This is a genomic window from Kitasatospora sp. NPDC097643 (genome assembly GCF_040302625.1).
Taxonomy (GTDB): Bacteria; Actinomycetota; Actinomycetes; order Streptomycetales; family Streptomycetaceae; genus Kitasatospora.
In genome coordinates this window covers 96086-107700 of sequence record NZ_JBEOSA010000025.1, presented here as the reverse complement: position 1 = coordinate 107700, position 11615 = coordinate 96086, and the positions used below count along the sequence as shown (strand labels likewise).

The following is an 11615-nucleotide window of genomic DNA, read 5'->3' as shown; positions in this document are numbered from 1 at the left end:
GCACCACGCTGAAGACCTACTCCAACGTGGACGCCGCGGCCGGCTACCAGCAGCGCACCTTCGACCTCTCGTCCTACGCGGGCCAGACGGTCACCGTGAAGTTCAACGGCGTCGAGGACTCCTCGCTGCAGACGAGCTTCGTGATCGACGACACCTCCCTCCAGACCAGCTGACGCTTCGTCGCCACCGGCGCTGACGCCGCCGCTGACGCCGCTGCGCAGTCCGGCCCCGGGGCTCCGTGCCTCCGGGGCCGGACTGCGCGGCACGTTGAGCAGACCCGTCCAGCGGTCGGGGATCGGAACGGTGTCTATTCTGTCGGAATGATCAATTCGACAGAGGCGATAAAGCTCGTGATCTTCGACTGCGACGGGGTCCTCGTCGACAGCGAGGTCATAGCCACCCGCGTCCAGGTGCGGCTGGGCGCGGAGCTGGGCTGGCCGGTGACCGAGGCCGAGGTCATCGAGCGGTTCATCGGCCGCTCCCAGGCCTCGATCGAGGAACTGCTCGTCGGACAGGTCGGACCCGAGAAGACCGCCATCTGGTGGAAGCGCTTCGAGGAACTCCACGCCGAGGCCGTGGACGCCGGCCTGACCCCGGTCGACGGCCTGCCCGAGGCACTGGCCGCGCTCACCGTCCCCACCTGCGTGGCCTCCAGCGGCTCGCACGAGAAGATGCGCCACACCCTCGGCCGGACCGGCCTCTACGACCACTTCGCCGGCCGGATCTTCAGCGCCACCGAGGTCGAGCGCGGCAAGCCCGCCCCCGACCTGTTCCTGCACGCCGCCCGGACGATGGGCGTCCACCCGTCCGCCTGCCTCGTCGTCGAGGACAGCCGGCCCGGCGTCGAGGCCGCCCGCGCCGCCGGAATGCGCTCGCTCGGCTACGCCGGCGGTCTCACCCCGGCGGAGCGCCTGGTCGGGCCGGGCACCTGCGTCTTCGACGACATGCGCCGGCTGCCGGAGCTCATCGCCGGGGGCGGCCGGGAGTAACCCGGGGCGGCCGGGGGGTGGGGTGCTCGGGGCGGCGCGGGGAGTGGGTGGCTCGGGGCCGTAACCCCGTTGCGTTCGGTGCTCCGGCGCTGGCAAGGTCATGCCCCATGCCCACCTTCACCGCGCCCGACGGCACCGACCTGGCCTACCACCTCACCGGGGAGGGCGACGGTGCCCCCGTCCTCTGCCTGCCCGGCGGGCCGATGCAGGACTCCGCCTACCTCGGCGACCTCGGCGGCCTGGCCGCCCACCGGCGGCTGGTCCGGCTCGACCTGCGCGGCACCGGGCGCTCCGCCGTCCCGGCCGACCCCGGCAGCTACCGCTGTGACCGGCAGACCGCCGACGTCGAGGCGCTGCGCGAGCACCTCGGGCTGGAGCGGATCGACCTGCTCACCCACTCCGGCGGCGCGAGCCTCGCCCTGCGCTACGCCGAGCGCCACCCGGAGCGGATCGCCCGCCTCGCGCTGATCACCCCGGGGGTGTTCGCGCTCGGCATCGACGTCCCCGGCCAGGACCGGCGGGACGCCGCGCTGCTGCGCAAGGACGAGCCGTGGTTCGCCGAGGCCTTCGCCGCGCTGGAGGAGATCACCGCCGGGCGCCCCTCGGCCGCCGCCTGGCAGGCCATCGCGCCCTTCGGGTACGGCCGCTGGGACGACACCGCGCGCGCCCACCTGGCCGCCGCCGACCACCAGCGCAACGCCGAGGCCGCCGCCGCGTACGGCGCCGAGGGCGCGTTCGACCCGGCGGCGACCCGGGCGGCGCTCGCCCGGCTGGCGGCGCCGGTGCTGGTCCTGGCGGGGGAGTGCGACCTCAACTCGCCCGTCCCGGCGATGGCGGAGGTGGCCGCGCTGTTCCCGCACGCCGAACTCGCCGTTCAGCCGGGCGCCGCGCACTTCCCGTGGCTCGACGACGCGGAGCGCTTCACGGCGGTGGTCGGGGCGTTCCTGCGGGCCGGGCAGGGCGGTTGACGGGCGGGGCGGTTCGACGGGCAGGGCGGTTGACGCTGGTGGCGCGGTTGAGGGGTGGGCGCCCGCGATAAATCCCGGCGGCCTCGGCGCTCGTTCCGCGACAATGGCCGACATGGATGAGGTCGAGGTCGTCGTCGCCCATTCCGAGCGCGCGACCCTGCGCGTCGGCGACGTGTTCCTGAAGGTGGACGCCGATCAGGCGCGCATCGACGTCGAGATCGAGGCGATGGCCCTCGCGCCGGTCCCGACTCCGGAGGTCCTGTGGCGCAAGCCGCCCGTGCTCGCGCTCGCCGCGCTCCCGGGGACGACCCTCGGGCGCCTCGGCGGGCCGTCGACCGGGTCACCGGCGGCGTGGGCCGCGGCCGGCGCCGCCATCCGGAAGCTGCACGACGCGCCGCTGCCGCCCCGGCCCGGGCGGGCCGGCCGGAGCATCGCCGCGCTGGCGGCGGAACTCGACGCCGAGTGCGAGGTGCTCGTGACGAACGGCCTCCTGCCCGCCGACCTGGTCACCCGCAACCGCGAGGTCGCCGAGGCCGCGCTCCGGCCGTGGACTCCGGTGTTCACGCACGGCGACCTCCAGATCGCGCACGTCTTCGTCGACGGCGGCGAGGTCACCGGCATCATCGACTGGTCCGAGGCGGGCCGGGGTGATGCCCTGTACGACCTGGCCACCTTCACGCTCGGACACGAGGAGCACCTCGACGACGTCGTCGCCGGCTACGGCACCGACATCGACCTCGACGTGATCCACGCGTGGTGGTCGCTGCGAAGCCTGCTGGCGGTTCGCTGGCTGAGCGAGCACGGCTTCGACCCGTTCGCGCCGGGCTGCGAGGTCGACGTGCTGAGAGCCCGGATGTGAGTCCTCGGGCCTGGCCGGCTCCTCAGGCCTCGTCGGCGGGCAGCCGCCACTCGTACGGGAAGAGGTCCCGGTCCCACTGCGGCGAGGCGGCGGTGAGCGCGGCGACGGCCTCGGGCGTGCGAAGGAGGCAGCGGTGGCGCAGCAGTTCGCGCCGCTCGGCCGGGGTCAGCAGCCGCTCCTCGGGGCTCAGGTTGCCGGGGTGGTCGGGGTGCAGGTCGGGGCGGCCGTCGACGGCGCCGGTCTCGGCCACGTTCAGCAGGTCGCCGTCGGCCGTGCGGTAGTCGAGCCGCAGGTCGGTGCGCCACTGCGAGTTGCTCCCCCAGCCGTGGGAGAGGTCGAGGGCGGGCCGGTGGGCGCGGCGGTGCGTCCAGTACAGCGGCGAGCGGTCGGCCACCCCGCGCTCGGCGTGCGCGGCGCCGGCGCGGACCCGGACCCCGGCCCGGCCGAACAGCAGCCCGCCGAGCATCAGGCCGGGCCACCGCACCCCGGCGAGCCGGATCGGCGCGTGCCGGTCCTCGTCCTGCTCGACCTCGACGATCTCGTGCAGGAAGGGGTCGAAGCGCTCGTCCCCCTCGCGCTCCTCGTGCTCCAGGTCCTCGACGCCCTCCTCGAACGGCGTCATCCCGAGTGCGCCGAACAGCGCCGCGTACCCGGGCACGTCCGTGAGCAGCAGGTGGTCGCCGACCCGGCGCAGCGCGTACAGCTCCCGGAGCAGCAGCTGCCCGTCCTCCTCGACCCACCACGGCTGGTGCACCCCGGCGACGGCGATCCGCTCGCGGTACCCGGCCCGCCCGGCCCGCTCCAGCCACGGCGCGACGACCGCCTGGTACGGCCGTTGTCCGTCGTGGTCGAGCAGCGCCTCGTACAGCGCGCGGGCGTTCGTCGTCTCCGTCATGGCCGCAGCCTACGGTCCGACCCGGACGGGTCCGAGGTTTTACCGAACGGTCGACCAACGAGGGGTGCGGTTCGGATAGCGTCCGAGGCATTCACTGATCACGACGTGCGGGCGCCTCCTGGGCGGACCGCTGGGGAGGCGTGTGCGATGGGCCTGGTCGATGTGTCCGGGACGGCGGCGGAGCTGCCGGAGGCCTGGAAGTCCCTGGTGCTGGGGCGGGTCGGGACGGCGGCGGTGAAGGTGCTGCGGATGGACGGTCGCTCGTTGGCGCCCGAGCTGCACGGGACGGCCGAGGTGCTGTTCGTCCTCGACGGGCGGCTCGAACTGCTCGCCGGCGGGGCGGCGGTGACGGTACGGGCGGGCGAGCTGTACCGGGTGGGTGCCGGGGTGCCGCACGCGGTGCGGACGGGGAGCCGGGGGACGCTGGTCATCGTGGAGGTGCCGGAGGCTTCGGCGGAGGGTGAGTGATCGATACGATCGTTGTATGACCGCAGACGACCGCCTTCGCGTTGCCGAACGACTCTACGAGCAGGCCGTGTTCGGCGGCGACGACGGCGCGCTGGCCGAGTCCGACCGCTGCCTCGACGCCGTCGAGGCCGACCTGGCGCTGGCCCGGGGTCGGGTGATCCACGCCCGCTTCCTGGCCGAGAAGGCGCCGGCAGACGGGGAGTTGGAGCTCTTCGAGCGGGCCGACGCGCTGTACGAGCGGCTCGCGGACGTCCGGGGGCGCGGCGAGGCGCAGTTCTGGATCGGCGCGTACCACCAGGTCGTCGGCGGCGACGGGGGAGCGGCTCGCCCGGCCTTCGAGCGTTCGCTCGAACTCGCCGACCAGGCGGGGGACTTGCTGACCGCCTCGTACGCCCTGCGGCACCTCGGCATCCACGATCACCAGGCCGGTCGGCTCCCCGAGGCCCGCGCCCGGCTGGAGGAATCGACGCGGCTGCGGCGGGAGTTGGGCTTCGACGCCGGTGCCGCGGCCAACCTGATCGGGCTTGCCTACCTCGCCGCGCAGCAGGAGCGGCACCAGGATGCGGTCGAACTGCTGGGTGAGGCCGAGGAGTTGGCCGTTGGTGCGGAGGCGGGTGGGGTGCTCGGCTGGATCGCCGGGGCCCGGCGGGACCTCGGGATCGGGTGAGGAGACCGGCGTCGCGTTCACGACGACGAGCCGCCCGCGTCGGGGTGCTGCGCGGGCGGCCCACCAGCGCGGCGGTTCAGGAGTAGCGGGCCAGGCCCTCGGCGAGGGGGCCGAACAGCAGGCCCCAGTTGCCCGGGAGCGCGGCGACCGCGGCGGTGAGGTAGCCGCGGACGACCGTCCACTCGTCGGGGTGGTGGAGCGGGCCGTGGGTGATGATCGCGTCCAGGCAGTCGTCGACCGAGTCGGCGAATTCCTCCTCGTCCGGCTCGGCGTAGTTGAGGCGCTCGCAGGCCTGCGCGACCTCGGCGGGCAGGTCGGTCTCCTCGTCGAGGTCGGTGGCCGCGTCGAGGAGGTAGAGCAGATGGCTGTCCGGATCCGGGAGTTCGTCGCGCAGCTCCTCGGTGGTGAACTGCCGCTCGGCGTCGTCGTCGACCAGGTCCGAGCTGTCGACCGCCTCGGCGACCAGGGCCGCCCAGTACGCCGGGTCGTGCGGGCCGTCGCTCTGGCGCAGGTGGGCGGCGGCGAACGCGGCCATCGCGGCCGGGTCGTCGATCAGGGGTGAGACGACCAGGTCGCTGCGGTGGTCGAAGCCGAAGAAGTAGCGGCGCCCGTCGAGCATGAGCGACTCGATGGCGGCGACATGGCCGACCCGCCCGGGCAACGGCTCGTACGAGGTGGCGAATTCGGTGGTCATGGGGACGACCGTAGCGGGGGCCACTGACAAGGACCGCTGACGAGGACCGCTGACGAGCCCGCCCGGCCGGGCCCACCGGGCGGCTCCCACCCGCGACTTCGAGGTGCTTCGAGCTACTTCGACGAGGCCCGCACCGCGGCGCCGGCGGATGCGACGTCGAGGTCCACGATCATCTCGTTCCCCTCCCAGCGGCCGTTCCGCTGGATCGCCAGGCCGATGAGCGCCAGCTCGGCCGCGCGGTCGTGCAACACGTGCTGCTCGTGCGTCTCCTCGCCGCTCCCGTCCAACTCCCAGCGGTCCCAGGCCGCCAGGGCCGCCTGGGCCAGCCGCCTCGGCAGCCGGACGGTGATCGGCCCGACCTGGGCGCCGACCCGCCCGCCGATCGCGGCCAGCGCCTTCGAGTCCTTCCGGAGCCGGGTGTCCCTCGCCGTTTGATCGCTCACGCGGCCGAGGCTATCCGGCGGCCCGGGATCGTGCCGGTGCGCCGGGTCGGGGCCTGCTCGGCGGGTCGGGGGCTTGCTCGGTGGGGCGGAGCCTGCTCGACGGGGGCAGGGCGATCTCGGCGGCGTCGGCGAGCCGGAGCGGAAGTCGAACGCCGGCGCCCGTCCGCCCCTCAGGCTTTCGGCCGGGCCGCGCGGGCCATGACGAGGAGGAAGAGCCCACAGCCCACGACCAGGAGCCAGCCGGGCCGGGAGGCGTGCGCGATCCCGTCCGGGGTGGCGTGTCCGACCAGGCCGCCGGCCAGGGCGATGCCGATCGCGGCGCCGAACTGCCGTGCGGTGGAGGTGATCGCGCCGGCCACCCCGGCCCGGGCGGGCGGCAGGCCGCTGACGGCGGTGTTGGTGATCGGCGCGTTGGCGAAGCCGACGCCGATGCCGAGGAGCAGGTAGGCGACGAGCAGCAGGGGCACCGGGGTGTGCGGATCCAGCGCGAGGAGGCAGAGACCGCCCGCCGTGATGAAGCCGCCGGCCAGGAGCAGCGGCAGTCGTGCTCCGGTCCGGGCGACCATCCGGCCGGACCACGGCGCGCAGACGGTGGCCCCGACGGCCATCGGCAGCGTCGCGACCCCGGCGGCCAGCGGCGTGAACCCCCGGGTGTGTTGCAGGTAGAGGGTGTTGGTCAGCAGCGTCAGGTTCAGGGCGACGAAGACCGCCACGGCGCCCAGGGCGGCGCCGCTGAACGTTCGGCTCCGAAAGAGCTTCAGGTCCATCAGCGGCTCGGCCCGGCGGGACTCGACCCGCACGAACCCGGCCGTCGCCACGGCCGCCAGGCCGTAGCAGGCCAGTGCCGCGGGCGAGGCCCAGCCGATGCGCGGCCCTTCGATGAGGACGCCGACGCAGACCCCGACCACGACCGTCAGCAGCAGCTGCCCCGGCAGGTCGAGCCGCCGGGCCCGTTGCCCCCGGGACGCGGGGACGAACAAAGCGCTCAGCACCAGGGCCAGCAGGACGACCGGCGCGTTGACCCAGAACAGCGACCGCCAGCCGAAGGCCGCGACCAGCGCGCCGCCGGTGACCGGCCCCACGGCCATGCTGAGCCCGAAGACCGCCGCCCAGACGCCGATCGCCTGGGCCCGCTCGCGCGGATCGGGCATCGCGTTCACCACGATCGCCAGCGCCACCGGGCTGAGCATCGAGGCGCCGATCCCCTGGACGGCACGGGCCGCCACCAGGGCGCCGGCCGAGGACGCCAACGCGCAGACCAGCGAGGCCGAGCCGAACACCACCAGTCCGCACTGGAACACCCGCCGGCGCCCGAAGCGGTCGGCCAGCGCGCCGGAGGAGATCAGCAGCGCGGCCAGGACGACGGTGTAGCCGTCCACGGTCCACTCCAGGCTGCGGATCCCCACGCCCAGACCGCTGCCGATCGCGGGCAGCCCCACGTTGACGATGGTGGTGTCCAGGCCCACCAGGAACATGCTCAGACAGCAGACGGCCAGGACCGTCCACCGTCTGCGGGCGCTCAGCTCGGACTGAGCCGGGGACACCGGGGGTGCCGTCGTCGTTGCCGTGGTCATGGTCGGCCTCTCGGGTCGGGGAGTGGATGCCCGGCCAGATTCGGCCCCGGGCGGCGCCCCCGACCAGCGTTCTTGCGGAAACCGCAAAGAGCGCCCGATCGGCGTGCACACTGGGCACGTGGACCCGGAACTGCGACAGATCCTCGACGACATCGGCCCTCGACTGCGCGCCCTGCGCCATGACCGGGGGCTCACCCTGGAGACCCTCTCGGCCGCCACCGGCATCTCCGTGAGCACGCTGTCCCGGCTGGAGGCGGGCCTGCGGCGCCCGACCCTGGACCTGCTCATCCCGATCGCCAGGGCGCACCGCGTCGCCCTCGACCAGCTGGTGGCCGCGCCCGCCACCGGCGACCCCCGCGTGCACCTGACGCCACTGCGCAAGGACGACCACAGCGTCCTCGTGCCCCTGACCCAGTACCCGGGCCGGGTACAGGTGTTCAAACACGTCCTCGCTCCGCGCGAGCCCAGGCTGGTGACCCACGAGGGCTACGAGTGGCTCTACGTCCTCGCCGGCGAACTGCGCCTCCTGCTCGGCCCGCAGGAGTGCATCCTCCGCCCCGGCGAGGTGGCCGAGTTCGACACCAGGCAGCCGCACTGGTTCGGCCCGGCGGGCACGAGCGCGGTGGAGATCCTCCACCTCTTCGGCCCGCACGGCGACCAGGCCGTCGTCCGCGCCACACCGTCGGCCCCAGCTCCCCCGCCGGAGGCGGCGGGCCGGTGAGCAGGTCGCAGCGCAACGATATCGACGTCCACCGCTGGAGCACTAGCCTGTGCAGGTGACCGGGACCTGGGACGCACAACAGCTGATCGCCGACGGATTCGCGCACGTCCGTGCCGAGTTGGCCTGGTGGGACGGCCCGTGGCGCGGGCTCGTCGAGCTCGGCGGGGTGCCGCACTACTTCGAGCGCCCCGACCTCGACGCCGACCGGTACCTCGTGTGGCCGGTGCCGGCGGATGTGCTCGCGCTGGAGTGCGAGCAGTGGGCGATCTTCGCCGACTGGTACCGGCGTGCGGACGCCGGAGGGCTGGAACCCCACCCCGGTCAGGGCGGCGTCGACGCCCGGTACGACGAACTGAACGCCCTGCTGGCCCCGTACCGGGACGCCCCGGCCGATGCGCGGCAGCTGGCCGCCGAGTGGCGTTCCGATGGTGGGGCCCGCTACCGGGCCGACGGGGCCGACTACTGGGTCCGGTGGCAGGCGTGACCCCCGCCGCCGGTGTGGCCCCGGGCAGACTTCTGACCGGGGAAGAAATCGCACTGCTCCGCCGCGCCCTGCTGGAATGGGGCGGCCCGGCCCGGTGCAGCGACCAGCTCGCCGTCGGCATGGGCTTCCCGGGCGGCGCGCAGGACCTGCTCGACCAGTGCGCACGGCTGCGCGACGCGCTCCGCGACGACGCCCCGCTCGCCCCCGAGGACTGGGCGCGCACCCTGCTCGCCGTCGAGATCGTCTTCGTCAGCGACCTCGCCGGCTCCGGCGTCGAATGGTCGACGACCACCGGCCGCGACGACGCGGCGACCATCCGGACCCTGCGCGCCGTCCAGCGGAAGCTCGCCAGGACGGTCTGCCCGTTCTACGGGCGGACCCCTGGTCCCTGACCCCCGGGCTTCACCCAGGTCAGCGAGTACCGCCGCAGCACGTGCCGCCGGTACCGCACCCCGGGCAGCAGCCGCCGCGCGGCCGCCCGGACCTCGGCGTAGCTCATCCGCGCCTCGGCCACCGGCATCCCCTCCGGACCACCCGCCCGCCGCAGCACCTTCACCGCCCGTACCAGCGGCGCCGCCGCGACCAGCAGCGCCCAGTCCGCCACCGACTGCTCCCGCGCCAGTCCGACCACCACCAGCACGCCCCCGGGTCGCAGCAGCTCCCGCATCCGGACCAGCGCGGGCTCGAAGTCCAGGTGGTGGATCGCGGTCACCGAGCAGACGAAGTCGAAGCCCCCGACCGGCAGTCGGGCGTCCTCGACGGCGAGGAAGTCCCCTTCGACGAACTCCGGCCCGGCCGCGCCCCCGGCCCGCTCCCGCGCCGCCGCGATCATCACCGGCGAGGCGTCCACCCCCAGCACCCGCCCGGCCCGCGCCGCCAGCTTCCACGCCAACAGCCCGTCCCCGCAGCCGACATCCAGCGCCGCCCGACACCCGGCCGGCACCGCCCGCAGGATCCCGCGGTGCCGCGCCACATTGGTGTTCCAGTACGGCCTCGTCTCGGATCGGTACATGGGGCCTCCCGGGAACCCTGATGATGCGCTCGATGCCGCCGGTGCGGCGGGCCCACCAAGGCTTCCATGTGATCTGCATCACGTGCGACGCGGGGTCGGGGTCGGGTTCCGGGCCTCGCGCGGAGTCAGCTTCTCATCCCCTCATGAGACTTGACGAAAGGTCGTGGATCCCGGACCGCAAGCGCACCATGACGGACCGTCAGATCGCCGAGTGCCTCCCACTCCGTCCGGGGATAGGATCGCTTCACCTCCCGGCGGGCCGGTTGCTCTGGCCAGGTACCCGGCGACGGGGCCGCGTGAACCGACGGACGGTTCGCAGGTCACAGGGAGGGAGCTTCACCATGGACGGCGACGACCAGGTGGAGCGCCGCGACGACTCGCTCGCCGTGGCGACGCAGGAACTGGCCGAGGAGACTCGGCGGCTGGGCGAGGAGACCAGGAAGGCCCGGTGGTCGACCTGGTTCCTCGTGGGGGTGACCGGCGTGCTCGCGGTGCCCACCGCGGTCCTCGCCGCCCACGAGGCCGGCATCCTGTCGTAGCCCCGGACAAGCGAAAAGCCCGGTGGGGACCGGGCCTTCGCGGTGCAGGACGCGAGGGCCGTTTCTGCTGCCAGGCGGGGGCGGCCCTTCGTGTCGTCCCCACGCTAGCAGCCGAGTTCACCCCGCGCCCGCGTGTCGGCTCCGTCGGCCGCGCATCGGGCGTGACCGGCACTGTCGCCGCGGCCCGCCCGACCGAACCGCTGACGGTACGTCATATTCCACTGGAATGCCGGGTGCGCAGCGAGCGGCGCAGGCCAGGGAGTGGACGTACCGGCTGGCGGAACTCGGCGACGCCGACGCCTGTGCCGACGTGGGGCGCGACATTCGACAGAAGGCCGAGTTCCGGTACCTGCACGGAGCGCGGAAGGCGGACTGCGTCGGCGAGCTGGAGGAGGCGCTGGAATGGTTCCGGAGGGCGTACGAGGCCGACTGGGAGAGCGCTGTGAAGGACGTCGCCGAGGTCCTCTGCGAGCTGGAGCGCTACGAGGAGGCCGTTCCCTTCCTCGAACAGGCCGTTGAGATCGGCGAGCGGGACGGCGACTTCGTTCACGAGCTGAAGTCGAACCTGAAGTCGGCGCGGAACCACGTGGCGCGGCAGGAGAAGCGGGCCGCCCGGAGTCAGGCCGGTGCACCGAAGCCGTCATGGTGGCGCCGCGGCGGCTGAGGCCGGTCGGCGGTCGACTGCTCCTGCGAACCGTCGGGGCAGCTCCAGGCTTGGAATCCATGATCGTTCTCCGGCACACTGTCCGTCATGACACGGGGGCGCAAGAGTTCGATCATCGGTGGGGCGTTCGGCCTCGCATTCGTCGCGATGAACGCGGGCGCGATCGCGCCGCTCGCCGTCCCGCTGCGGCTGCTCGCGGTGGCCGCGTTCGTCGGCCTGTTCTTCACCCCGGTGCGCGAGGTGGACAGCACGGAGGTTGCCGATGGCGCTGGAGGCACGCTCTTCGGGCGGCGCTACTGGCTCGTGGTGGCCGCCGAGGCGGCGGGCGCGGTGGGCGGCATCCTTGCCCTGAAGTGGGTGTTCGACGCCCCGGAGCTGACGGTGGCCTGGATCGCCCTCGTCGTCGGGCTGCACTTCTTCGCCCTCGGGGCCGTCTGGCGGCAGGCCTCGCTGCACGTGCTCGCCGCCGCGATGTCGGTCTGCGGCGCCGCCGGCCTGATCCTGGGCGCGGTCGGCGTCGGCACCCCGGTCGTGGCGGCCGTGGCCGGCATCGCCCCGGGCGTGCTGCTGCTCGCCTCCGTCTGGTGGTCCGTCCTCGGGGCGTCGCGGGCCCGCGCCACCGCCGGCCGCTGACCGGC

16 protein-coding genes are annotated in these 11615 nt (G+C 74.0%); 11 read left to right on the top strand and 5 right to left on the bottom strand.

Annotation, left to right across the window (positions count from 1 at the left end; genetic code table 11):
* Nucleotides 1–320: 320 nt before the first annotated feature.
* The 3 genes from ABTY15_RS18230 to ABTY15_RS18220 all read left to right on the top strand — a co-directional run bounded on the left by ABTY15_RS18230 (nucleotide 321) and on the right by ABTY15_RS18220 (nucleotide 2816).
* Nucleotides 321–989 (top strand): HAD family hydrolase, encoded by a 669-nt coding sequence (locus ABTY15_RS18230; RefSeq protein ID WP_350590142.1) that lies wholly within the window; start codon nucleotides 321–323, stop codon nucleotides 987–989.
* Between the two features lie 107 nt (nucleotides 990–1096).
* Complete coding sequence (locus tag ABTY15_RS18225; protein WP_350590135.1) at nucleotides 1097–1957, top strand: alpha/beta fold hydrolase; 861 nt, start codon at nucleotides 1097–1099, stop codon at nucleotides 1955–1957.
* A gap of 112 nt (nucleotides 1958–2069) precedes the next feature.
* Nucleotides 2070–2816: a phosphotransferase family protein gene (locus ABTY15_RS18220; protein WP_350590129.1), complete on the top strand. Its 747-nt coding sequence runs from the start codon at nucleotides 2070–2072 to the stop codon at nucleotides 2814–2816.
* 22 nt (nucleotides 2817–2838) lie between these two features.
* Here the strand turns inward: ABTY15_RS18220 and ABTY15_RS18215 are convergent, their stop codons facing one another.
* Nucleotides 2839–3711, bottom strand: coding sequence for a hypothetical protein (locus ABTY15_RS18215; protein WP_350590119.1), 873 nt, complete (start codon nucleotides 3709–3711; stop codon nucleotides 2839–2841).
* Nucleotides 3712–3858: 147 nt separating this feature from the next.
* Here ABTY15_RS18215 and ABTY15_RS18210 point away from each other — a divergent pair, with 147 nt between their 5' ends.
* Both ABTY15_RS18210 and ABTY15_RS18205 read left to right on the top strand, forming a co-directional pair.
* Nucleotides 3859–4179, top strand: coding sequence for a cupin domain-containing protein (locus tag ABTY15_RS18210; RefSeq protein WP_350590115.1), 321 nt, complete (start codon nucleotides 3859–3861; stop codon nucleotides 4177–4179).
* A 16-nt stretch (nucleotides 4180–4195) separates the two neighbouring features.
* Nucleotides 4196–4846 (top strand): tetratricopeptide repeat protein, encoded by a 651-nt coding sequence (locus ABTY15_RS18205; protein ID WP_350590111.1) that lies wholly within the window; start codon nucleotides 4196–4198, stop codon nucleotides 4844–4846.
* Nucleotides 4847–4922: 76 nt separating this feature from the next.
* Here ABTY15_RS18205 and ABTY15_RS18200 read toward each other — a convergent pair whose 3' ends face one another.
* The 3 genes from ABTY15_RS18200 to ABTY15_RS18190 all read right to left on the bottom strand — a co-directional run bounded on the left by ABTY15_RS18200 (nucleotide 4923) and on the right by ABTY15_RS18190 (nucleotide 7557).
* Nucleotides 4923–5540, bottom strand: a complete 618-nt coding sequence (locus ABTY15_RS18200) for a hypothetical protein (RefSeq protein WP_350590104.1) — start codon at nucleotides 5538–5540, stop codon at nucleotides 4923–4925.
* A 113-nt stretch (nucleotides 5541–5653) separates the two neighbouring features.
* Nucleotides 5654–5983, bottom strand: coding sequence for a hypothetical protein (locus ABTY15_RS18195; protein WP_350590096.1), 330 nt, complete (start codon nucleotides 5981–5983; stop codon nucleotides 5654–5656).
* Between the two features lie 170 nt (nucleotides 5984–6153).
* Complete coding sequence (locus tag ABTY15_RS18190; protein WP_350590091.1) at nucleotides 6154–7557, bottom strand: MFS transporter; 1404 nt, start codon at nucleotides 7555–7557, stop codon at nucleotides 6154–6156.
* Between the two features lie 118 nt (nucleotides 7558–7675).
* Here ABTY15_RS18190 and ABTY15_RS18185 point away from each other — a divergent pair, with 118 nt between their 5' ends.
* Genes ABTY15_RS18185 through ABTY15_RS18175 form a run of 3 tightly spaced genes read left to right on the top strand, consistent with a single transcriptional unit; the run spans nucleotide 7676 to nucleotide 9154 of the window.
* Nucleotides 7676–8278, top strand: a complete 603-nt coding sequence (locus ABTY15_RS18185; RefSeq protein WP_350590084.1) for a helix-turn-helix domain-containing protein — start codon at nucleotides 7676–7678, stop codon at nucleotides 8276–8278.
* Nucleotides 8279–8333: 55 nt separating this feature from the next.
* Nucleotides 8334–8762, top strand: coding sequence for a hypothetical protein (locus tag ABTY15_RS18180; RefSeq protein ID WP_350590083.1), 429 nt, complete (start codon nucleotides 8334–8336; stop codon nucleotides 8760–8762).
* Nucleotides 8759–9154 (top strand): hypothetical protein, encoded by a 396-nt coding sequence (locus ABTY15_RS18175; RefSeq protein WP_350590079.1) that lies wholly within the window; start codon nucleotides 8759–8761, stop codon nucleotides 9152–9154. Before ABTY15_RS18180 ends, ABTY15_RS18175 begins: the two co-directional genes overlap by 4 nt.
* Here the strand turns inward: ABTY15_RS18175 and ABTY15_RS18170 are convergent.
* The gene (locus ABTY15_RS18170; RefSeq protein WP_350590076.1) at nucleotides 9130–9774 is read right to left on the bottom strand and encodes a class I SAM-dependent methyltransferase; all 645 of its coding nucleotides are present in this window, start codon (nucleotides 9772–9774) and stop codon (nucleotides 9130–9132) included. The two genes, ABTY15_RS18175 and ABTY15_RS18170, sit on opposite strands and share 25 nt — an antisense overlap.
* A 341-nt stretch (nucleotides 9775–10115) precedes the next feature.
* Here ABTY15_RS18170 and ABTY15_RS18165 point away from each other — a divergent pair, with 341 nt between their 5' ends.
* From ABTY15_RS18165 to ABTY15_RS18155, 3 genes are all read left to right on the top strand, one after another.
* A complete protein-coding gene (locus tag ABTY15_RS18165) occupies nucleotides 10116–10313 on the top strand; it encodes a hypothetical protein (protein WP_350590072.1) in 198 nt (65 codons plus the stop codon).
* A 226-nt stretch (nucleotides 10314–10539) separates the two neighbouring features.
* Nucleotides 10540–10977 carry a tetratricopeptide repeat protein gene (locus ABTY15_RS18160; RefSeq protein ID WP_350590069.1) on the top strand — a complete coding sequence of 146 codons (438 nt, stop codon included), beginning with the start codon at nucleotides 10540–10542 and terminating at the stop codon, nucleotides 10975–10977.
* Nucleotides 10978–11064: 87 nt separating this feature from the next.
* Nucleotides 11065–11610: a hypothetical protein gene (locus ABTY15_RS18155; RefSeq protein WP_350590065.1), complete on the top strand. Its 546-nt coding sequence runs from the start codon at nucleotides 11065–11067 to the stop codon at nucleotides 11608–11610.
* The last annotated feature ends 5 nt before the right edge of the window (nucleotides 11611–11615 follow it).